The 19,573-nt window shown below is 70.0% G+C and carries 25 protein-coding genes; 18 read left to right on the forward strand and 7 right to left on the reverse strand.

The window, feature by feature from the left end:
- Nucleotides 1-34 precede the first annotated feature (34 nt).
- The 4 genes from CFB45_RS32665 to CFB45_RS32680 all read left to right on the forward strand — a co-directional run bounded on the left by CFB45_RS32665 (nt 35) and on the right by CFB45_RS32680 (nt 2,874).
- Nucleotides 35-604, forward strand: coding sequence for a hypothetical protein (locus tag CFB45_RS32665; RefSeq protein WP_089429284.1), 570 nt, complete (start codon nt 35-37; stop codon nt 602-604).
- Nucleotides 605-710: 106 nt separating this feature from the next.
- A complete protein-coding gene (locus CFB45_RS32670; protein WP_089429285.1) occupies nt 711-1,568 on the forward strand; it encodes an SDR family oxidoreductase in 858 nt (285 codons plus the stop codon).
- Between the two features lie 34 nt (nt 1,569-1,602).
- Entirely contained in the window at nt 1,603-2,208 is a 606-nt protein-coding gene (locus CFB45_RS32675) for a DUF4142 domain-containing protein (protein ID WP_089429286.1), read from the forward strand.
- A 57-nt stretch (nt 2,209-2,265) separates the two neighbouring features.
- Nucleotides 2,266-2,874 (forward strand): DUF892 family protein, encoded by a 609-nt coding sequence (locus CFB45_RS32680; protein WP_089429287.1) that lies wholly within the window; start codon nt 2,266-2,268, stop codon nt 2,872-2,874.
- Between the two features lie 83 nt (nt 2,875-2,957).
- On the opposite strand, the gene CFB45_RS32685 is transcribed toward CFB45_RS32680, so the two are convergent.
- Together CFB45_RS32685 and CFB45_RS32690 are read right to left on the reverse strand one after the other, a co-directional pair.
- The gene (locus CFB45_RS32685) at nt 2,958-4,238 is read right to left on the reverse strand and encodes an NRAMP family divalent metal transporter (protein ID WP_089429288.1); all 1,281 of its coding nucleotides are present in this window, start codon (nt 4,236-4,238) and stop codon (nt 2,958-2,960) included.
- Entirely contained in the window at nt 4,235-4,894 is a 660-nt protein-coding gene (locus CFB45_RS32690) for a UdgX family uracil-DNA binding protein (protein WP_256978457.1), read from the reverse strand. Before CFB45_RS32690 ends, CFB45_RS32685 begins: the two co-directional genes overlap by 4 nt.
- A 195-nt stretch (nt 4,895-5,089) precedes the next feature.
- On the opposite strand from CFB45_RS32690, the gene CFB45_RS32695 reads away from it, so the two are divergent.
- A complete protein-coding gene (locus CFB45_RS32695; protein ID WP_089429289.1) occupies nt 5,090-5,566 on the forward strand; it encodes a response regulator in 477 nt (158 codons plus the stop codon).
- 30 nt (nt 5,567-5,596) lie between these two features.
- Here CFB45_RS32695 and CFB45_RS32700 read toward each other — a convergent pair whose 3' ends face one another.
- Both CFB45_RS32700 and CFB45_RS32705 read right to left on the reverse strand, forming a co-directional pair.
- Nucleotides 5,597-6,808: an MFS transporter gene (locus tag CFB45_RS32700; protein WP_089429290.1), complete on the reverse strand. Its 1,212-nt coding sequence runs from the start codon at nt 6,806-6,808 to the stop codon at nt 5,597-5,599.
- A gap of 37 nt (nt 6,809-6,845) precedes the next feature.
- A complete protein-coding gene (locus CFB45_RS32705; RefSeq protein WP_089429291.1) occupies nt 6,846-7,115 on the reverse strand; it encodes a DUF4148 domain-containing protein in 270 nt (89 codons plus the stop codon).
- A gap of 194 nt (nt 7,116-7,309) precedes the next feature.
- Here CFB45_RS32705 and CFB45_RS32710 point away from each other — a divergent pair, with 194 nt between their 5' ends.
- On the forward strand, nt 7,310-8,203 hold the full coding sequence (locus CFB45_RS32710; RefSeq protein ID WP_089429292.1) for a LysR family transcriptional regulator: 894 nt from the start codon (nt 7,310-7,312) through the stop codon (nt 8,201-8,203).
- Between the two features lie 117 nt (nt 8,204-8,320).
- Here CFB45_RS32710 and CFB45_RS32715 read toward each other — a convergent pair whose 3' ends face one another.
- The 3 genes from CFB45_RS32715 to CFB45_RS32725 all read right to left on the reverse strand — a co-directional run bounded on the left by CFB45_RS32715 (nt 8,321) and on the right by CFB45_RS32725 (nt 9,660).
- On the reverse strand, nt 8,321-8,803 hold the full coding sequence (locus CFB45_RS32715) for a PRC-barrel domain-containing protein (protein WP_089429293.1): 483 nt from the start codon (nt 8,801-8,803) through the stop codon (nt 8,321-8,323).
- A gap of 91 nt (nt 8,804-8,894) precedes the next feature.
- The gene (locus CFB45_RS32720; RefSeq protein ID WP_039371315.1) at nt 8,895-9,326 is read right to left on the reverse strand and encodes a CBS domain-containing protein; all 432 of its coding nucleotides are present in this window, start codon (nt 9,324-9,326) and stop codon (nt 8,895-8,897) included.
- A gap of 79 nt (nt 9,327-9,405) precedes the next feature.
- Entirely contained in the window at nt 9,406-9,660 is a 255-nt protein-coding gene (locus CFB45_RS32725) for a hypothetical protein (RefSeq protein ID WP_089429294.1), read from the reverse strand.
- A 176-nt stretch (nt 9,661-9,836) separates the two neighbouring features.
- Between CFB45_RS32725 and CFB45_RS32730 the strand changes: the two genes are divergently transcribed.
- The 12 genes from CFB45_RS32730 (at nt 9,837) to ligD (ending at nt 19,571) form a co-directional block, all read left to right on the forward strand.
- Nucleotides 9,837-10,142 (forward strand): hypothetical protein, encoded by a 306-nt coding sequence (locus tag CFB45_RS32730; protein WP_089429295.1) that lies wholly within the window; start codon nt 9,837-9,839, stop codon nt 10,140-10,142.
- A 184-nt stretch (nt 10,143-10,326) separates the two neighbouring features.
- The gene (locus tag CFB45_RS32735; RefSeq protein WP_089429296.1) at nt 10,327-10,554 is read left to right on the forward strand and encodes a hypothetical protein; all 228 of its coding nucleotides are present in this window, start codon (nt 10,327-10,329) and stop codon (nt 10,552-10,554) included.
- Nucleotides 10,551-10,862: a hypothetical protein gene (locus CFB45_RS32740; RefSeq protein WP_089429297.1), complete on the forward strand. Its 312-nt coding sequence runs from the start codon at nt 10,551-10,553 to the stop codon at nt 10,860-10,862. The genes CFB45_RS32735 and CFB45_RS32740 overlap by 4 nt, the downstream gene beginning before the upstream one ends.
- Before the next feature lie 25 nt (nt 10,863-10,887).
- Nucleotides 10,888-11,205 (forward strand): hypothetical protein, encoded by a 318-nt coding sequence (locus CFB45_RS32745; RefSeq protein WP_089429298.1) that lies wholly within the window; start codon nt 10,888-10,890, stop codon nt 11,203-11,205.
- A 112-nt stretch (nt 11,206-11,317) separates the two neighbouring features.
- Nucleotides 11,318-11,827 (forward strand): DUF892 family protein, encoded by a 510-nt coding sequence (locus tag CFB45_RS32750; protein WP_089429299.1) that lies wholly within the window; start codon nt 11,318-11,320, stop codon nt 11,825-11,827.
- A 407-nt stretch (nt 11,828-12,234) separates the two neighbouring features.
- Nucleotides 12,235-12,423, forward strand: coding sequence for a DUF3008 family protein (locus tag CFB45_RS32755; protein ID WP_039371381.1), 189 nt, complete (start codon nt 12,235-12,237; stop codon nt 12,421-12,423).
- Between the two features lie 46 nt (nt 12,424-12,469).
- Nucleotides 12,470-12,631: a DUF1328 family protein gene (locus CFB45_RS32760; protein WP_006767422.1), complete on the forward strand. Its 162-nt coding sequence runs from the start codon at nt 12,470-12,472 to the stop codon at nt 12,629-12,631.
- A complete protein-coding gene (locus tag CFB45_RS32765; RefSeq protein ID WP_089429300.1) occupies nt 12,628-13,014 on the forward strand; it encodes a DUF3022 domain-containing protein in 387 nt (128 codons plus the stop codon). Before CFB45_RS32760 ends, CFB45_RS32765 begins: the two co-directional genes overlap by 4 nt.
- 128 nt (nt 13,015-13,142) lie before the next feature.
- The gene (gene katE, locus CFB45_RS32770) at nt 13,143-15,248 is read left to right on the forward strand and encodes a catalase HPII (RefSeq protein ID WP_089429301.1); all 2,106 of its coding nucleotides are present in this window, start codon (nt 13,143-13,145) and stop codon (nt 15,246-15,248) included.
- Between the two features lie 12 nt (nt 15,249-15,260).
- Nucleotides 15,261-15,764, forward strand: a complete 504-nt coding sequence (locus tag CFB45_RS32775) for a DUF421 domain-containing protein (protein ID WP_089429302.1) — start codon at nt 15,261-15,263, stop codon at nt 15,762-15,764.
- Nucleotides 15,765-15,803: 39 nt separating this feature from the next.
- The gene (ku, locus tag CFB45_RS32780) at nt 15,804-16,805 is read left to right on the forward strand and encodes a non-homologous end joining protein Ku (RefSeq protein ID WP_089429303.1); all 1,002 of its coding nucleotides are present in this window, start codon (nt 15,804-15,806) and stop codon (nt 16,803-16,805) included.
- A gap of 24 nt (nt 16,806-16,829) precedes the next feature.
- Nucleotides 16,830-19,571 (forward strand): DNA ligase D, encoded by a 2,742-nt coding sequence (gene ligD / locus CFB45_RS32785; RefSeq protein WP_089429304.1) that lies wholly within the window; start codon nt 16,830-16,832, stop codon nt 19,569-19,571.
- Nucleotides 19,572-19,573 lie beyond the last annotated feature (2 nt).

Below are 19,573 nucleotides of genomic sequence, written 5' to 3' on the forward strand. Positions count from 1 at the left end.
ACGCGGCGCCACCCCCGTCACGAGGAGCACGACCATGGCGATGATCGTCGCAGGCCGCTTCACGACGTTCGACGAAGCGGAAGGTGGGGCGCGTCACCTTTACGAGCGCGCGTTCGGTTCGGACGACGTATCGATCTTCTTCCTGAATCCGGCCGGACAGCATGCGCGCTTTCCGATCGGCGGCGACGTCTATGCCGATACGGCGGCGAAGCCGGGCGGGCGCGGCGCGATGATCGGCGCGATCCGCGGGGTGGTGATCGGCATCGTCGTGGGGCTCCTCGTCTATGCGATCGGCGTGCGCTACTGGTTCGTTCCGGCCGCCGCCGCGCTGGCCGGCGCGTATCTCGGCGCCTTCGGCGGCGCGCTGGGCCGGATGCGCGGCGAGCAGGCCGAGGGTAAGGGCACGCTCGCGCAGAGCGAATCCGGCGTGATCCTCGCGGTGCGCGTGGCGCCCGACACCGTGAATACCGCGGAGGACGTGCTGCGCGCGACCGGGGCGTCGTCGATCGAGCGTGTCGAGGGCGACTGGCAGGACGGCGAGTGGCGCGACTTCGATCCGGTACGTCGCCCCGGCGAGCCCGCGTCGGACGGCCAGCCACGCTGAATTTTTTACGCCCGTTTGCAGCGTGGCACGCGCAACGACGGCGTTGCCCGGTGCGGCACGCCGCTTGCGAGCGATATGACGACACCGTTCAGGGAGGAACGCCCCCATGACTACCGCACAGACTCCGCCGCCCCAGCACCAGGATCGCCAGCCGGGCACCGAGCGCGACATGCATCCGCAGCCGCGCGACGATGCGGCCGACTACGTCGGCAGCGGCAAGCTCGCCGGCAAGGTCGCGCTCGTGACGGGCGGCGACAGCGGGATCGGCCGCGCGGTCGCGATCGGCTTCGCGAAGGAAGGGGCCGACGTCGCGATCGTCTACCTGAAGGAGTCGGCCGACGCCGCGCATACGAAGCAGCTGATCGAGCAGGCCGGCCGGCGTTGCGAGGCGATCATGTGCGACGTCGGCGACCGACGGCAGGCGTACGACGCGGTGGCGCGCACGGTCGAGCGGCTCGGGCGGCTCGACGTGCTCGTGAACAACGCGGGCGAACAGCATCCGCGCCCGGGCATCGAGGACGTGACCGAGGAACAGCTCGAACGCACGTTCCGCACGAACGTGTACGGCATGTTCTTCTGCACGCAGGCCGCGCTGCCGCACATGAAGCACGGCGGACGCATCGTCAACACCGCATCGGTGACCGCGTATCACGGCAATCCGACACTCCCCGACTACTCGGCGACCAAGGGCGCGATCGTCGCGTTCACGCGGTCGCTGTCGGCGGAGCTGGCCGAACGCGACATCCGCGTCAACGCGGTCGCGCCCGGGCCGATCTGGACGCCGCTGATTCCGTCGACGTTCACGGCCGAGCAGGTCGCGAAGTTCGGCGCGAACGTGCCGCTCAAGCGGCCGGGGCAGCCGGACGAACTGATCGGCTGCTACGTGCTGCTCGCGTCGGAAGGCGCGAGCTACATGACCGGGCAGACGCTGCACCCGAACGGCGGCTCGATCGTCGGCGGCTGACGGCCGTCTCTCGCCCCATGCAAGGAGGAAACCCATGAAACGACCCAACTGGACGATCGCGGCGTGCGCCGCGGCCGTGCTCGCCGCCGGCGGGCTCGCCCGCGCGCAGATGCCGAGCGAGCCGCCCGCATCGAATTCACATGTGCCGGGCGGCGTGATCAACCCGTCGTCGGGCGCGGGCGACGCGATGATCGCGAAAGCGCCGCAAGGCGGCGACGCGGAATTCGTCGACAAGGCCGCGATCGCCGGCAAGGCCGAGGTGCAGGCGAGCCAGCTCGCGCTGCGGCAGGCGCAGTCGCCGGACGTGCGCGCCTTCGCGCAGCGCATGGTGGCCGATCACGGCAAGGCGAATGCGCGCTTGAACGAGATCGCCGCGCGCCAGGGCATGAAGCCGCAGGTCGAGCAGATCCAGGATCCCGACGTCGAGGCGCTGCGCGGCAAGCACGGTCGCGACTTCGACGTCGCGTACGTCGCGGCGGTCGGCCCGGCTGCACACAGCAAGGCCGTCGCGCTGTTCGAAGGCGAGGCGCGCGAAGGCAAGGATCCGCAGTTGCGAGAGTTCGCGAGCACCACGCTGCCGACGCTGCGGCATCACCTGAGCATGGCGCAGGCGCTCGAACGCAAGGTGGGCGCGCAGTAACGCGCGCCCGTTCAACCCCGGGCCGCGGGTGCGGCCCGTCTTTTTGGAGAGGCAGTCATGGCCCATCGGCAACCGAAACACGAAGGCATCCGCGAATTGCTCTGCCAGGCATACGAAACCGAGCTTGGCGGCGCGAAGATCTACGAAGCCGCGCTGCAATGCGCGACCGACGAGGATCTACACAAGGAATGGGAGAAGTACCATCGCGAGACGCTGCATCACCAGGAGGTGCTGCGCAAGGTGTTCGAGACGCTCGGCATGGATCCCGACGCGCAGACGCCCGGCCGCAGCGCGGTGGCGGCCATCGGCAAGGCGCTCGTGCATACGATCGAGCAGGCGCAGAAGCAGGCCGACCCGGGGGTCGCGCAGGTCGTCGCGGCCGAGTGCGTGGTGCTCGCCGAGACCAAGGATCACCTGAACTGGGAACTGATCGGCTATGCGGCCGACCAGCTGTCGGGCGATGCCGCGAAGACGCTGAAGGACGCGCACGACGAGGTCGAGGCCGACGAGGATCATCACCTGTATCACACGCGGGGCTGGGCGCGCGAGATGTGGATCCAGTCGATGGGCTTCAAGGCGGTGCTGCCGCCGCCGGAAGAAGTGAAGAAGGTCGAATCGGCGGCGGATGCAGCGCGCGCCGAAAAGTCGCGCGGCAAGATGATGTAAGTGCGGCGGGCCGGGCTTGGCCGCGACGCGGCCGGCCCGGCCGCCGCGAAAGTGGCGCGCGCAATGAATGGACGATGCGCGGTTCAGGTCAGCAGGTCGACGACCATCGTCACGACCGACGCCGCCATCAGCGCGACCGCCAGCCAGCCGAACGTTTTCGACACGATGCCGCTGCCGGGTTGTCCGGCCGCCTCGCGCCGGTGCGTCAGCAGCATCACGAGCACGAGCATCGGTACCGCCGCGATCCCGTTGAGCACCGCGCTCCAGTACAGCGCCTTGATCGGATCGATGGGGCTCACGCAGATCACGATGCCGATGATCACGCACAGCGCCAGCACCGTATAGAACGCGGGCGCACGCCGCACCGGCTCGTTCAGCCCTTCGCGGAACCGCCACGCTTCCGCGCAGCCGTACGCGGCGCTACCCGCAAACGCGGGAATCGCGAGCAGCCCGCAGCCGACGATGCCGAACGCGAACACGAGAAACGCGGCTTCGCCGGCGATCGGCCGCAGCGCCTCGGCGGCTTGCGCGGTGGTGCCGATGTCGTGCCGGCCGCGCGCGAAGAACACCGCGGCGCCGATCACCATGATGCAGAACGACACCGCGTTCGTGACGATCATGCCCACCCACGTGTCGAACGTGACGCGCCGCTCGGTCTCGCGGCGCGTGTCGGGTGGCCCGGATGCGGTTTCCTCCACTTCGAGCGCGGCCTGCCACACGAACAGGTACGGGCTCAGCGTCGTGCCGAGCACGGCCACCGTGGTCGTCGCATACGCGTGCGTGAATTCGATCCTCGGCAGCACGATCGCATGCATCACGCCGCGCCAGTCGATCGGCACGAAGCCGAGTTCGAGGACGTAGGCGATCAGCCCGAGCGTCATCCATTTGAGCCAGCGCGCATAGCGCTCGTACGACAGCGTCACCTGCAGCGCGAGCGAGGCGATTCCGTAGACCGGGGCGTACCAGTAGCTGTGGCCGCCCGCGACGAGCGCGGTCGCGTCGCCCATCGCCGCGAGATCGGCGCCGACGTTGACGACGTTGACGATCGCGACCATCACGATCAGCGTCTTGGCGAGCCGGTCGGAGAAGTGCTCGCGGATGGCGGCGACGAGGCCCGCGCGGTTGCGGCGTCCGATGAACGCCGACGCGAGCTGCACGGCGACCATCATCGGCAGCGTGACGACGATCATCCACAGCATGTTGAAGCCGAACTGGCTGCCGGCCTGCGCGTAGACCGCGATGTTGCTCGGATCGGCATCGGACGCCCCCGCGAGCAGGCCGGGGCCGAGCCGCCGGTACCACGGTGTCGCGGTGCGCGGCGCGGCGCCCGCGGCCGGCCGCGCGTCGTCGCCCGGTGCGCTCATCGAGTGCCTCCGCGTGCGCCGGGCCGGTTGTCGCGATCGAGGTCGCGGTCGGGTTCGCCGGCCAGGCGCGATGCGGTGCGCAACGCGTCGACGAGCCTCCGGTACGCATGCTCGCGCGAATCGGCGCCGCGCGTGCGCAGCACGTACGACGGGTGATAGGTCGCGACGACGAGCAGGCCTTGCGCCGTGCGAATCGGCGCGCGCGCGGCCTCGAGCGTCGCATCGTTGTCTTGCAGCAGCGCGCGCAACGCGGTGCCGCCGAGCGCGACGACGACGCGCGGCCGTACCGCATCGAGTTCGCGTTCGAGCCAGTAGCGGCACGCGGCCACCTCGCGTTGCGCGGGCGTCTTGTGCAGCCGGCGCTTGCCGCGCGGCTCCCATTTGAAGTGCTTGACCGCGTTCGTCAGATAGCAGTGCGCGCGCTCGATCCCGGCTTCATCGAGTGCGCGGTCCAGCATGCGCCCGGCCGCGCCGACGAACGGCAATCCCTGGCGGTCTTCCTGGTCGCCCGGCTGCTCGCCGACCAGCATGATCGTCGCGTCGACGGGGCCGGCGCCGGGCACCGGCTGGGTCGCATGCTCCCACAACGCACAGCGGCGGCATGCGCCGAGTGTCGCCGGTGCGTCGTCGGCGGCGGGCGGCGGATGGCGCGTCATGTGACGACGCCCGTGCGGCCCGGGGCGCGGCAGGTCGCCCACGTCAGCGGGGCGGGACAGAAACGAAAGCGCAGCGTGACGCGCATGAAGGGCTCCGGTACGACGATTCGTCCCTGTGCAGCAACCGCCGTTCCGCATCGGCCGAGACGGGCGCGGGGTTTGCGTGGAGGCGGTGTCAACGACAGGAGAAACGCGATGCTTCCCGATCCCGGCGACGATCCGGCCGCGGACGACGTGCTGCTGTGGCGCGCCCCCGACAGCGTGCCGAGGCGCCCGCGTCGCGTGCTGATCGTCGACGACTATCGCGACGCCGCCGATGCGCTGCGCCTGCTGCTCGAGGCGCGCGGCTTCGAATGCCGTATTGCCGTCGATCCGTTCGCCGTCTGCGCGATCGCACGCGACTGGCAGCCGTTCGCGGTCGTGCTCGATATCGCGATGCCCGGCCTCGACGGGCTGCAGCTGGCGGCGCGGCTGCGCGGTGATCCGCACACCGGCGACATGTTGCTCGTCGCGTGCAGCGGGCTCGCGTCGCGACGCGACTGCGAGGCGGCGAAGCAAGCCGGGTTCGACGCGCACTGCGCGAAGCCGCTGACGCCGCACCGGCTGCTGGGCTATCTGGACGCGGCGAGCGGCCGCGCGACGCCGGACGGGGCGGTTACATGGCGCTTGTAAAAAAGCCGCCGGGGCGCCGTGGCGCAGGCATCAACCGCCGGTGCGCGTGGCGGCATGTCGGGCGGACCGGCCCGCGACGACGGCCAGCCCGCCGGCGAACGCGAGCAGCGCCGCGCTCATCGCGAAGGTCGCACGGTAGCCGTGCAGGTCGAACAGCATGCCGCCGATCGTCGCGCCGAGCCCGATCGCGAGTTGCACGACCGCCACCATCAGCCCGCCGCCGGCTTCCGCATCGTGCGGCAGCGTCCGGGCGAGCCACGTCCACCAGCCGACCGGCGCCGCGGTGCCGAGCAGCCCCCAGGCGCCGAGCAGGCAGGCGGTGGCCGCCGTGGAGCCGCCGAACACCATCAGCGCCGCCGCAATCGCGGCCATCAGTGCGGGCGTGGCCACGAGTGTCCGGTAGAGCCCGCGTTCGAGGACGCCGCCGATCAGGAACGTGCCCGCGAAACCCGCGACGCCGATCACGAGCAGGAGCAGCGACAGCGTGACGGTGCCCGCGTGCGTGACGGTTTCGAGGAACGGACGCAGGTAGGTGAACAGCGTGAACTGGCCCATGAAGAACACGCTGACCGCGGCCATGCCGAGCGCGACCGGCGGCCGGGCCAGCAGCCTGAGCGCGTTGGCCGACGCGCGGCGCGGCGCGGACTGCATCGACGGCAGGCTGACGAGCTTCCAGCCGAATGCGATCGCGGCGACCGGCACGACGCAGAAGAACGCCCAGCGCCACCCGACGATGCCGCCCAGAAAGCTGCCGAGCGGGGCCGCGACGACGGTCGCCAGCGCGTTGCCGCCATTCACGATCGCCAGCGCGCGCGGCACGTGCGGTGCCGGCACGAGGCGCATCGCGGTGGCGGCCGACATCGACCAGAAGCCGCCGATCGCCACGCCGATCAGGGCGCGGCCGGCGATGAACGCCGCGTAGTTCGGCGCGAACGCGACGAGCGTGCCGGACACGATCGTCAGCAGGGTCAGCACCAGCAGCAACGGCTTGCGATCGCGCCGGCCGGCGAGCGAGGCGATGAACAGGCTCGTGACCAGCGCGAACGCGCCCGATACGGAGATGGCCTGGCCGGCCTGGCCTTCGCTGACGTGCAGGTCGCCTGCAATCGGCGTGAGCAGGCTGACCGGCATGAACTCGGAGGCGACCAGCGCGAACGCGCCGAGCGACATCGCGAGGACGGCGCCCCATGCGGCCGCACCGTCAGGCGCCGTGCCGCGATCGGGGGTGGAGACGGATGGCATGTCGGGAACCAGATCGGAGAAGGAGTGGGTCGCGCGCTCAGTCGCAACGCGTCGTTGCGTCGTGCACGGCGAGCTGCGTGTGCGCGTCGTCGACGCGTCCGGCCTGCACCCGGGCCGCGGCGGCCTGGGCGTCGTCGACCCAGCTGCGCGGGTTCAGGCGCGCCGGATTGAAGCCGGCGGCCTCGTAGCGCAGCATGTCCTGGCGGACCTGCTCGCGCGTCAGGCCCGGTGCGGATTGCGCGAACAGCGAGCCGGACGCGACCAGCGCGGCAGTGGCGGCGACGGCAGTGAGAAAGCGGGTAGTCATGAGGTTGGGCTCCGGAATGCGGGTAGTCCGAGCGTCCGGGCGCTGCCGCGACGCATCGGGTCGATGGCTTCGCAGTCTAGTGATTCGTCGCGGATCGATTAAGTAGCGCGGCGCGCTTGGACTCATGAGCCAAACTGATGAATCGCCGCCGGCGGTGCTACGATTGGCGTCCGTCCCGACCGGAGCGTTTCGACATGGCGCGCGAAAATCTGAACGACCTGCTCGTGTTTCTCGCGGTGGCCCGCGAGCGCAGCTTCACTCGCGCGGCCACGCGGCTCGGCGTGTCGCAGTCGGCGCTGAGCCATACCATTCGCGATCTCGAGGCGCGGGTCGGCGTGCGGCTGCTCACGCGCACGACGCGCAGCGTGTCGACGACCGACGCGGGCGAAGCGCTGTTCCAGGCGGTGGCCCCGCGTATCGACGAGATCACCGCGCAACTGGCCGCGCTGTCGGATTTCCGGGACAAGCCGGCCGGCGTGGTGCGCATTACCGCCACCGAGCATCCGATCGATACGATCATCTGGCCGAAGCTCAGGCAGGTCCTGCCCGACTACCCGGATATCCGCATCGAGCTGTCGGTCGATTACGGGCTGTCGAACATCGTCGAGGAGCGCTACGACATCGGCGTGCGCTACGGCGACCAGGTGGCGAAGGACATGATCGCCGTGCGGATCAGCCCGGATGTCCGGATGGCGATGGTCGCGGCGCCTTCGTATCTCGATGGCCGCAAGCCGCCGAAAAAGCCGCAGGACCTGCTCGATCACGATTGCGTCACGTTGCGGCTCGCCACCGCGAAGGGCCTCTATGCGTGGGAGCTGAAGAAGGGCAGGAACGACGTGCTGGCGCGCGTGAACGGCCGGATCACCTGCAACACGCAGCCGCACATGGTGCAGGCGGCGCTCGACGGCTTCGGCATCGCGTTCGTCACCGAGGACATCGTGCTGGAGCATGTCCGCGACGGCCGCCTGCGGATCGTGATGCCGGACTGGTGCCCGGTCTTTCCCGGCTACCACGCGTACTATCCGAGCCGCCGCCCGGCGTCGCGAGCGTTTACCGTCGTGATCGACGCGCTGCGGCATCGCGCGTAGCGCGTGTCGCCTGTCGCGTCCGGGCCGCCCCCGCGACGGCCGGCAAGAAAAACGCCCCGCGCGGGCGGGGCGTTCGACGCGGCTGCGCCGGTCAACCGGCGCAGCGCGATGGCGCGATCAGAGACGGTCGCGTGAGCGCGGATCGTTCAGTTCCTCGGTCGGGTCGGTCAGCCCGAGTTCGTCGCCGGCGCTCCAGTACGGCGTGCTGCCATAGAACTCGTGCAGCGGTGTCGCCCATTGCGGATCGGCCATCGCCGGCCAGTGGTCCTTGTCGAACCCCGGTGCGTTGCGGATCCGCTCGGACGACACCGACAGCAGGAAGCATTTGCGCTCGGTGTCGAGCGTGAGCGCGCTCCACGGGATCGCGTGCAGCTTGTCGCCGATGCCGAGGATGCCGCCGCTCGACAGTACCGCGTAGGCGACGCGGCCGGAGCGCACGTCGAGCATGATGTCCTTGATCTTGCCGACATCGTCGCCGTCGGTCGTATAGACCTTGTCGCCTTCCAGCGTATCGGCCGCCATTACGTCGGGGCCAGGGCCGGCCGCCGTCGCGGCACCCTTGCCGATGATGCGGGTTTGACCTTGATCGGAAGTCTGCATGGTTTCCTCCAGGCTGCATGGGGCGCGACGGTGCCCGGGGCGGGCCCTGCGGGTCGCGCGGGGTGGTCGGGACGGGGCGGGAATCGCTCCGTCACGTCTGCTTCGGTTGCGACACGCCTTCGAGCGTGTTCGCGAGATCGTCCCGCTCGGGGCCGGCCATGCGGGTCGCGATGTCCGCGAGCGACAGCATGCCGACCAGCCGCTTGTCGTGATCGACGACCGGCAGGCGGCGCAGTTGTGCGTCCGCCATGTAGTGCTGGATCTCGTCCAGCGAATCGTCGTCGAAACACCATTCGATCGGGCCTGATGCGACTTCGTGAATGCGCGTCTCCGGCGGCTTGCCGGCCGAAATCGCGCGCACCGCGAGATCCCGGTCCGTCACCATCCCGATCAGCCGGTTGTTGTCGCACACGGGCAGCGCGCCGACGTCGTAGCGCTCCATCAGTTGCGCGGCATGACGGATCGAGTCGGTCGGTGCGATGTGCACGACGTCCTGCGACATGATTTCGTTGACGCGATGCATGAAATTCTCCTCACGGGTTCGGTAGTGCAATGGGTCGAAATGGGCGCGACAGAATCAGCAACCCACGTGCCGTGCGCGCTCATGCGTCGCCGCGTTCGCGCTTGTCCTGGCACGGCCCCTCGTCGTGCGTGCCGGGCGGCGTATCCGGCTCGATGCGCGTGACGCCGCCGGTCGCGGGCGGGTCGCTCGCGGGAAACGTGTCCTCGAGCTGCTTGTCGATATGGCGTTCCGAATGGCGCGTGCGCGCGCGGTCGCGGTGCTTGAGCGGCGGCGACGGATCGGGTTGCCGTTCGTGTGCCGGCGCGTCGTGGCCGGTCCGGGTCGAATCCTTCATCGCAAGCCTCCATGTCGATGCCGATGGCATGTCCCATCCGCAACGGCCATGCCCGGTAGGCGCCGAGATGCGCCGGACGCACGCGGCACGCGACTTGCCGCGATGGCGATGACGATGATGACGCAGGCGCGTGGCGCAACCGGTGCCGGCCGCGCGCATATCGAGCGGGAGGCGCGATGACGATTCCGAAGCGACGACCGGGCGTGCGCTACGAGGTCAACGTATGCGGCGGCGGATTCGATGCGTTGAAGAGCCATTTCAACGAATGGAAGCATGAACCGCTGATCTACCGGCCCGAGCGCCGGATGTTCGAAGGCAAGGCCGACGTGAGGCCGCTCGGCGGCGAGACGTTCGGCTCGACCGAGCCCGCGCGGTTCGCGCTGCAGCGCGCGTGCGAGCCGTCCGATGCGTATGCGCTCGCCGCGCAGGTGCGCGATGAAGGCCGCGAGCTGTGGCTCGTGATGGCTGCTTTCGACGCGTAGCCGCGCCGTTGCAAGATTTGCAGCGGACGGTGTAGCGAAGGCACGGCAGGCCGTTCGCGGCACCTGCGTGCGCGTCGCGGCGGACACGCGGGTGACGGGAACGACGGCATGGGGCTTGCGCACCCTGGGCAGGCGAAGGTCGCGCCCGCTGTCGACCCGCCGACCCCGCAATGAAGGAGTGCCGATGACACCTGACCCAGCGCAGTGGTTGCAGCGGCCCGAACCGCCGCTATCCGACATCGGGCCGGATCCGGAACCGCCCGATCCCGACGACGTGCCCCCTGACATGCCGGAGCCGTACCGGCAACCCGAGGGCGACCCACCGGGGTATGCCCCGCCCGAGCGCGAGCCGCCCGTGCATACGCCGCCGATGGGCGCGGTATCGCGAACGCGCCACGAGGCATCGCCATGAGCATCCGCGTGAAACCCGGCGTGTTGCGCGACATCGCCGAAACGCTCGGCCGCCATTTCGAGGCGCGCGCGATGCCGTTCCATATCGAGGAAAAGCCGCTCGGCGCGCTGCATATCGGCTTTCGCGTCGACGGTCATCCGGCGTCGCTGACCGTGGCGTTCGACGCCGACGCGTTCGCCGCGCTCGAGCAGGCCGGCATCGACTCGCAGCGCCGCGCGCTCACGCGCGTGGCGGTGGAATTCGACGCGATGATGGCGCGTCGCGCCCCGACCGCGTACGCCGGCGATTTCCATTTCAACCGGCTATGAGATGCCGGTCACAGGGAGGATTTCGATGAACCCGATCCAGAAGACGATGCGCATGGGCATCCTTGCGTGCGCCGCCGCGTGCGCGCTGGGCGCATGCATGCAATCGGCGAACGGCCCCTACGGCGCCCGCGGGGCGCCACCCGACAGCCGTGGCGCACAGTCGACCACGACGATGCCCGACGCGAATACACGTGGCGATGCGCGCCCGGCGCCGGGCACCCTGATGCCGCAGGGCGCGGCCGGCGGCGAGGCGGCCGACGGGCCGTCGACCGGCGCGAACGGTGCGAACGGTGCGCAGGGCGACCGGCCGCTGCCGGGCACGCCGCCGCTGATGCAGTACTGACCCGGCGCCCGTACCTCGCCCACGGCATGCGCGCGGGATCGCGTGCGCCGTGCAGCGCGCCGTCCGATGCGGCGCACGGCATGCCGCCCCGCGATGCGGCCGGAGGAAACCGATGGCGAATCCGCGCGAACACCTGGAAGACTGGCTGCGCGATGCGTATGCGATGGAGCGGCAGGCGGAGATGCTGCTCGCCGCGCAACTGAAACGGCTCGATCACTATCCGCAACTGCAGGATCGCTTGCGCCGGCATCTCGACGACACGATCGGCCAGCAGGCGCTCGTCGAGGCGTGCCTGATGCGGCTCGGCACGACGCCGTCCGCGATCAAGGACCTGGCCGCGCGCATTGCCGCGTATGGCCGGATCGCGACCGGCATGCTGGCCGTCGACGAAGTGGTGAAGGGAGCGCTGGCCGGTTATGCGTTCGCGCACGTCGAGATCGCCGCGTATACGGCGCTCGCCGCGGCCGCGCAGGCAGCCGGCGAAGCGGAGATCCACGCATGTTGCGAACGGATCCTGCAACAGGAGCGCAGCCTGGCCGCGTGGCTGCTGCGCCACCTGCCGGCACTGACGACTGCCTTTCTCGATCGTTCGGCCGTCGATCGCATCGATGCGAAGCGATGACGGCCGACGATCCGGCAGGCTTCCCGGCTTACGGAATGCGTGTCCAAAACTTGCCGTCGGCTTGTAAATAATCCGCTCCCGCTCGCGGCGACATGCAGGGCGAACCCGCCACGGACGCGCTTCGACGAGCTGGCACGCTCAATGCATGAGGCATGCAGACGGTCAACCGTGAATCGACCCGCCGGGCCGCTTTCGAGGCGGGCTTCGCCGGGGCCACGCGGCCGAGGCATCGTTCTTGCGCGTGGCACCGTGGCGAAGGATCGCCAGGCGATGACGCTCTTCGCGAGCCGGCCCGCGGTGCGGCGACGCGGCGTGACGGCCGGGCGATTCGACCGCACTCGACCACGTTCAACCGCGTGCGTGCCACCGCCTGCCGCGATGCGCGCACCCACGAGAGGAGCACGACCATGCCAGCCAAATCGCAGGCCCAGCAACGCGCCGCCGGGGCCGCCCTGTCGGCCAAGCGCGGCGAGACGAAAATGAAGGACCTCAAACCGCCTTCGAAGTCGATGGCCAAGTCGATGAGCGAAAAAGAGCTCGAGAAAATGGCTTCCACGCCGGCCCACGGCAAACCGAAACACAAGCACGACGCCTGATCGACGCCGATACGTACCGGTGACCGCTGTCATCCAGGAGGGTTCCATGCTTCGATACGCCATCATCTTCTTCATCATCGCGATCATCGCGGCCGTGTTCGGTTTCGGCGGCATCGCAGCCGGCGCGGCGGAGATCGCGAAGATCCTGTTCTACATCTTCGTGGTGATCTTCCTGGTCACGCTGCTGCTGGGCGTCGTCCGACGATGAGCGTCACGCCCGACCGGTCGCAGCGCATCGCGGAACTCGAGCATGCGCTCGCGAACGGTTTCCCGTCGGAATCGACCGTCGTCGTGCATGCGGACGACGCGTCCGGGCGGCTGACCATCCAGGTGTCGTGGGTGCGCGTGCCGGCCGACGCAAGCGCGCGCGACTGGCGTTGCGCGGTCGACCTGCGGTTCGACCCGGACGTGATCACCCGCTATGCGTCGCTCGACGCGGCCGAACGGCTGCGCGTGCGCACCCGTCTGTGCGACCACGCGCGGCGCGCGGTGGACGCACGCAAGCCGCGCGTCGACGATGCGGCGATCGAGTGCAACGTCGCGCTCGACGTGACGCGTGCCGAACTCGACGCAGCATTGCGCGCACCCTGAAACCCCCGCCGGCCGGCGGGGCGGTCGCGCCCGGCCGTGCCGGTTTTCCTGCCGTCCGCCCGTGCGCGCCGCAGCCAAGCGGCGCGCGCGCGGCGGATACCCTTCCGAACGCCACGAGGACCCGATCGATGACCCATTCCCCCTCATCCGGCAAGACGCCGCCCGCCCAGCCGCAGGACAGCGCGAAATCGCGCCAGCTCGACGAGCACCGCTCGCGGCCCGACCACGAGGCGCTGCGCACCAACCAGGGCGTGCGGATCGCCGACAACCAGAACACGTTGCGCGGCGGCCCGCGCGGCCCGTCGCTGCTCGAAGACTTCATCATGCGCGAGAAGATCACGCATTTCGATCACGAGCGCATTCCGGAGCGCGTGGTGCATGCGCGCGGCTCGGCCGCGCACGGCGTGTTCCGCGTGTACGAGCCGATGGCCGACTACACGAAGGCCGCGTTCCTGCAGGACCCGGCCGCCGAAACGCCGGTGTACGTGCGTTTCTCGACGGTGCAGGGGCCGCGCGGCTCGGCGGACACCGTGCGCGACGTGCGGGGCTTCGCGGTGAAGTTTTATACCGAAGAGGGCAACTACGACCTCGTCGGCAACAACATGCCGGTGTTCTTCATCCAGGATGCGATCAAGTTTCCCGACTTCGTGCATGCGGTGAAGCCCGAGGCGCCGAACGAGATGCCGACCGGCGCGTCCGCGCACGACACGTTCTGGGATTTCGTGTCGCTGGTGCCGGAAACCACCCACATGGTGCTGTGGCTGATGTCCGACCGCGCGCTGCCCGCGAGCTTTCGCGCGATGGACGGTTTCGGCGTGCACACGTTCCGCTTCGTGAACGCGGCCGGCGCAGAGCGTTTCGTGAAGTTCCACTGGCGGCCCGTGAGCGGCGCGTATTCGCTGCTGTGGGACGAGGCGCAGCGGATCGCCGGCCATGACCCGGACTTCAACCGGCGCGACTTGTGGATGGCGATCGAGCGCGGCGACTATCCGGAATTCGAACTCTGCGTGCAGATGATCGATCCGGCCGATGCCGGCAAGTTCGACTTCGACCTGCTCGACCCGACCAAGCTGGTGCCGGAAGAGTTGGTGCCGGTGCGGCCCATCGGCCGGATGACGTTGAACCGCAATCCCGACAACTTCTTCGCGGAGACCGAGCAGGTCGCGTTTCATCCGGGGCACGTGGTGCCCGGCATCGACTTCACGAACGATCCGCTGCTACAGGGGCGCCTGTTCTCGTACACCGATACGCAATTGAGCCGGCTCGGCGGCCCGAACTTCCACGAGATCCCGATCAACCGGCCGGTGTGCCCGTTCGCGAACAACCAGCGCGATGCGATGCACCGGCAGACGATCAACGTCGGGCAGGCGTCGTACGAACCGAATTCGACGAGCGGCGGCTGGCCGCGCGAGACGCCGCCCGCGCCGGCCGGCGGCGGCTTCGAGACCGTGCACGAGCCGCTCGACGGCGACAAGGTGCGCGTGCGCAGCGAGACGTTCGCCGATCATTTCTCGCAGGCCGCGCTGTTCTACCAGAGCATGACCGAGATCGAGCAGCGGCATATCCGCGACGCCTACTGCTTCGAGCTCGGCAAGGTGACGCAGCCGCATATTCGCGAGCGGGTGGTCAACGACATCATCGCCCGCTTCGACGCGGGGCTGGCCGCGCAGGTGGCCGAACGGCTCGGGCTGCCCGCGCCGCACGGCGGCGCGACGCCGGCAGTCGCGCAGCGTTCGCCGGCGCTGAGCCTGATCGGCCGCGCGAAGCCCGGCATCCGGTCGCGCAAGATCGCGCTGATCGCGACCGCCGGCACGAGCCAGGCGCTCGTCCAGCAGGTGCGCGATGCGCTGCTGGCCGCGCATGCGGTGCCGACGATCGTCGCGCCGACGCTGGCGCCGATCGGCAGCATCGTGCCGCAGGCGACGCTGGCCGGCATGCCGTCGGTGATGTTCGACGCGGTGTTCGTGTGCGGCGGCGACGGCGACGGCCGCGACCTCGCGCACAGCGCCGACGCGCGGCATTTCGTGCGCGAAGCGTTCAAGCACCTGAAGCCGATCGCGGCCGTCGGGTCGGGGCGGCAATTGCTGAGCGCCGCGCACCTGCCGGACCCGGCCGAAGGCGTGTGCGTCGGGCAGGCCGTCGATCTCGACGCAGTCCTGAACGACCTGTCCGACCACCTCGGCCGCCATCGCGTCTGGGCACGCGAGCAGCAGGCCGCCGAGTTGCCGGCCTAGCGCCACGCGATCATGGACGTCGTCGTCGGGCTGTTCGGACAGGGCCGGATGCTCGACCCCGGGCAGATGGTGCTGCGGGCGATCGTCGTGTTCGCGATCGCGCTGGTGCTGATCCGCATCGCCGGGCGGCGCGCGTTCGGCCAGCGTTCGCCGTTCGACTACGTGGTCGGCATCCTGCTCGGCGCGATCCTGAGCCGCGCGGTGGTCGGTGCGTCGCCGTTCGTCGCGACGGTGGCCGCGTCGCTCGCGATCGCGCTGCTGCATCGCGTGATCGGCTGGGCCTGCGTACGCTCGCGCCGGCTCGAGCGGCTGTTGGTCGGCGCAGAGCGCGAGGTGTATCGCAACGGCCGCTTCGACGACGCGCAGATGCGCGCGGCGCTGATCACGCCGACGGACGTCCATGAGAGCGTGCGTCAGGCGCTCGGCGCGGACGACCTGTCGGACGTCGACGCGGCGATCCTGGAGCGCAACGGCCACGTCAGCATCGTGCGGCGCAGCCGTTGCCGAAGGCCCTGACGGCTGCGCGCGGCGACGGACGCCGCAAGGAGGACATCGATGACACGCATGATCTGGAAAGGCGCGATCAGCTTCGGGCTCGTTCACGTGCCCGTGCAGCTGTTCCCGGCCACGCGCACCGTGAAGCCGTCGTTCCGGCTGCTCGACAAGCGCTCGATGGACCCGGTCGGCTATCGGCAGGTCAACAAGCGCACCGGCAAGGAAGTCACGCGCGAGGACATCGTGCGCGGCTACGAGTACGAGAAGGAGCGCTATGTCGTGCTGACCGACGACGAGATCCGCGCGGCGAACCCCGAGTCGACGCAGACCGTCGACATCGTCACGTTCGTCGACGAGGATGCCGTGTCGTTCCTGTATCTCGACACACCGTACTACCTCGTGCCCGACCGCAAGGGCGAGAAGGTCTATGCGCTGCTGCGCGACGCGCTGAAGGACAGCGGCAAGATCGGCATCGCGCACGTCGTGATGCGCGACCGCCAGCATCTCGGCGCGCTGATTCCGGTCGGGCCGCTGCTCGCGCTCGATACGCTGCGCTGGCAGGAGGAACTGCGGCCGCTGGACGAACTGTCGGTGCCGGCCGACGACGCGAAGCGCGCGGGCGTCAGTGCGCGCGAACTCGCGATGGCGAAGAAGCTGATCGACGACATGTCGGGCTCCTGGACGCCCGACGAGTATCACGACACGTTCCGCGACGACATCCTCGAGCTGGTCGAGCGCAAGGTGCGCGCGGGCCGCATCGAGGAAATCGAGGACCGGCCCGCGCAGACGGCGCGCACGGCGACCAACGTGGTCGATCTCACCGAGCTGCTCAAGCGCAGCCTGAAGGGCGGCGGTGGTGCGCGTGCCGCGCGCGCGGACGACGACGAGGAGGCCCGTGCGCCTTCGCCTTCGCCATCGACGGGCGCGCGGCGCAAGCCGGCGGCGAAAACGTCCGCGAAAGGCACGGCGAAGGCACCGGCGAAGCGCGCGGCCGCGAAGCACGGCGCGACCGGCACGCACGCGGCGAAGAAGGCCGCCGTGCGCCGCAAGCACGCCGCGTGACGGCGCGGGAAGGAGGGTGACGCGATGGCCGGCAAGCTCGAACCCTATCGCAGCAAGCGCCGCTTCGATGCGACGCCGGAACCCGAGGGAGCGCACGGGCGGCGGCGAGCGCACGCGGATGCTGACGCTCAGAAGGCGCAAAAGGCGCATCATGCGCGACCCGCCGCGCGCAGCGCCCGGCCGCTGCGCTTCGTGATCCAGGAACATCACGCACGGCGGCTGCACTACGATTTCCGTCTCGAACTCGACGGCACGCTCAAGTCATGGGCGGTGCCGAAAGGGCCGAGCATCGACCCGTCGGTGAAGCGGCTGGCCGTGCACGTCGAGGATCATCCGCTCGAATATGCGTCGTTCGAAGGCGAGATCCCGGCCGGCCACTACGGCGCGGGCTCGGTCACCGTGTGGGACGAGGGCACCTGGACGCCCGACGGCGGCATTGCCCGGGCGCGCGACGGCTACCGCGCGGGCAAGCTGACGTTCCGGCTCGACGGCACGAAGCTGCACGGCGGCTGGGCGCTGGTGCGCAGCGGGCGGCAGCAGGGGCGCCAGGAGCAATGGCTGCTGATCAAGGAACGCGACGACGACGCGCGCGATGCGGCCAGCTTCGATGTCGTCGCGCAGCAGCCGGGCAGCGTGCATGTCGGCCGGACAAAGGCGGCGCGCAAGGCGCCTGCCCGCCCGCCGCATGACGGCGGGGCGCGCACGACGGCGATCGATCCGTCGCAGGTGGAAGGCGCGGTGCGCGCGGCATTGCCCGAGCGCGTGACGCCGCAACTCGCGACGCTTGTCGATGCCCCACCTGCTCACCATGATTGGCGCTACGAAGTGAAATTCGACGGATACCGGATCCTGGCCCGGATCGCGGGCGGCGGTGCGCGCCGGCACGTCACGCTGATGACGCGCGAAGGTCGCGACTGGACCGCGAAGCTGCGCATGCAGCGCGACGCGCTCGCGGCGCTCGAGGTCGGCAACGCGTGGCTCGACGGCGAGGCCGTCGTCCTGGGCGAGCACGGGCTGCCCGATTTCCAGGCGCTGCAGAACGCGCTCGGCGCGGGCCGTTCGGACGCGGTGACGCTGTTCGTGTTCGACCTGCCCTTCGTCGACGGATACGACCTGCGCGATGCGCCGCTCGCCGCGCGGCGCGCGCTGCTCGAACCGTTGCTCGCCGGCAGCGATCCCGCGCGGCTGCGCTACTCGCCCGATCTCGGCGACGACGTCGCGTCGCTGATCGCGAGCGCGTGCGACACGGGGCTCGAAGGATTGATCGGCAAGCGCGCGGATTCACGCTATCGCGGTGGCCGCTCGTCCGCGTGGATCAAGCTGAAATGCCGGCGGCGGCAGGAGTTCGTGATCGGCGGCTATACCGAGCCGTCGGGCAGCCGGCACGGCTTCGGCGCGTTGCTGCTCGGCGTGTACGAACCGGCCGCGGGCGGCAAGCGGCCACGCGGCAAACCGCCGTTGCGCTATGTCGGCCGGGTCGGCACCGGGTTCGATACGCGTCTGCTCGACCGGCTCGCGGCGACGCTGCGCCAGCACGAACGCGGCACGACGCCGTTCGACCCGCCGCCGCGCGAACGGTCCCGCACGCGCGTCCACTGGGTCGAGCCGACGCTCGTCGCCGAATGCGAATTCGCGGAATGGACGAGCGACGGCATCGTGCGGCAGGCGGCGTTCATCGCGCTGCGCGAAGACAAGCCGGCGCGGCAGATCGTCCGCGAAGTGCCGCGGCCAACCGAAACGGAGGCGACGATGAACGAAACCCGCGCGGCGCATGGCGCATCCTCGCATGCCCCGCCTACCGATACGGCGCACGGCCGCAAGCATGGCGCGCGCGCGTCCGCGTCTGCCGGCGACACGCAGCGCGCGGCCGCCGCCGATCGCGTCGGCCGCGTGCGCATCACGCATCCCGAGCGGGTGCTCGATCCGCAAAGCGGCACGCGCAAGATCGACCTCGCGCACTACTGGCAATGGGTCGCGCCGTGGCTGCTGCCGGACCTGAAGGGCCGGCCCGTGTCGCTCGTGCGCGCACCGGGCGACATCGCCGGCGAACTGTTCTTCCAGAAGCATGCCGAGCGCCGCGAGATCCCGTTCGTCACGCAGCACGAAGGGCTCGATCCCGGCCACGGGCCGCTGCTGTCGATCGACAGCGTCGACGCGCTGCTCGGCGCCGCGCAGATGGGCACGGTCGAGCTGCACACGTGGAATGCGCACGCGTCGAACATCGAGCGGCCGGACCGCATCGTGTTCGACCTCGATCCCGATCCGGCGCTGCCGTGGCGCGCGATGATCGACGCCGCGCAGCTCGTGCGCGGGCTGCTCGATGAGCTGGGCCTCGCGTCGTTCTGCAAGACGAGCGGCGGCAAGGGGCTGCACGTCGTCGTGCCGCTCACGCGGCATGCGGGCTGGGACGACGTGAAGGATTTCTCGCGCGCGGTGGCGCAGCACGTCGCGGGCGCGCTGCCCGACCGTTTCACGGCGACGATGGGGCCGCGCCACCGGCGCGGCAAGATCTTCGTCGACTACCTGCGCAACGGCCGCGGCGCGAGCACGATCGCCGCGTATTCGGTGCGCGCGCGGCCCGGCATGGGCGTATCGGTGCCGCTCGACTGGGACGAGGTGCCCGACACGACGGGCGGTGCGCAATGGACGATCGACACGCTGCGTGAACGCCTCGATGCGTTGAAACGCGATCCGTGGGAAGGCTATGCGCACGCGCGGCAGCGCATCACCGCGTCGATGCGTGCGCGGCTGGGCGCTGAAACGTGAAT

Source organism: Burkholderia sp. HI2500 (assembly GCF_002223055.1).
Taxonomy (GTDB): Bacteria; Pseudomonadota; Gammaproteobacteria; order Burkholderiales; family Burkholderiaceae; genus Burkholderia.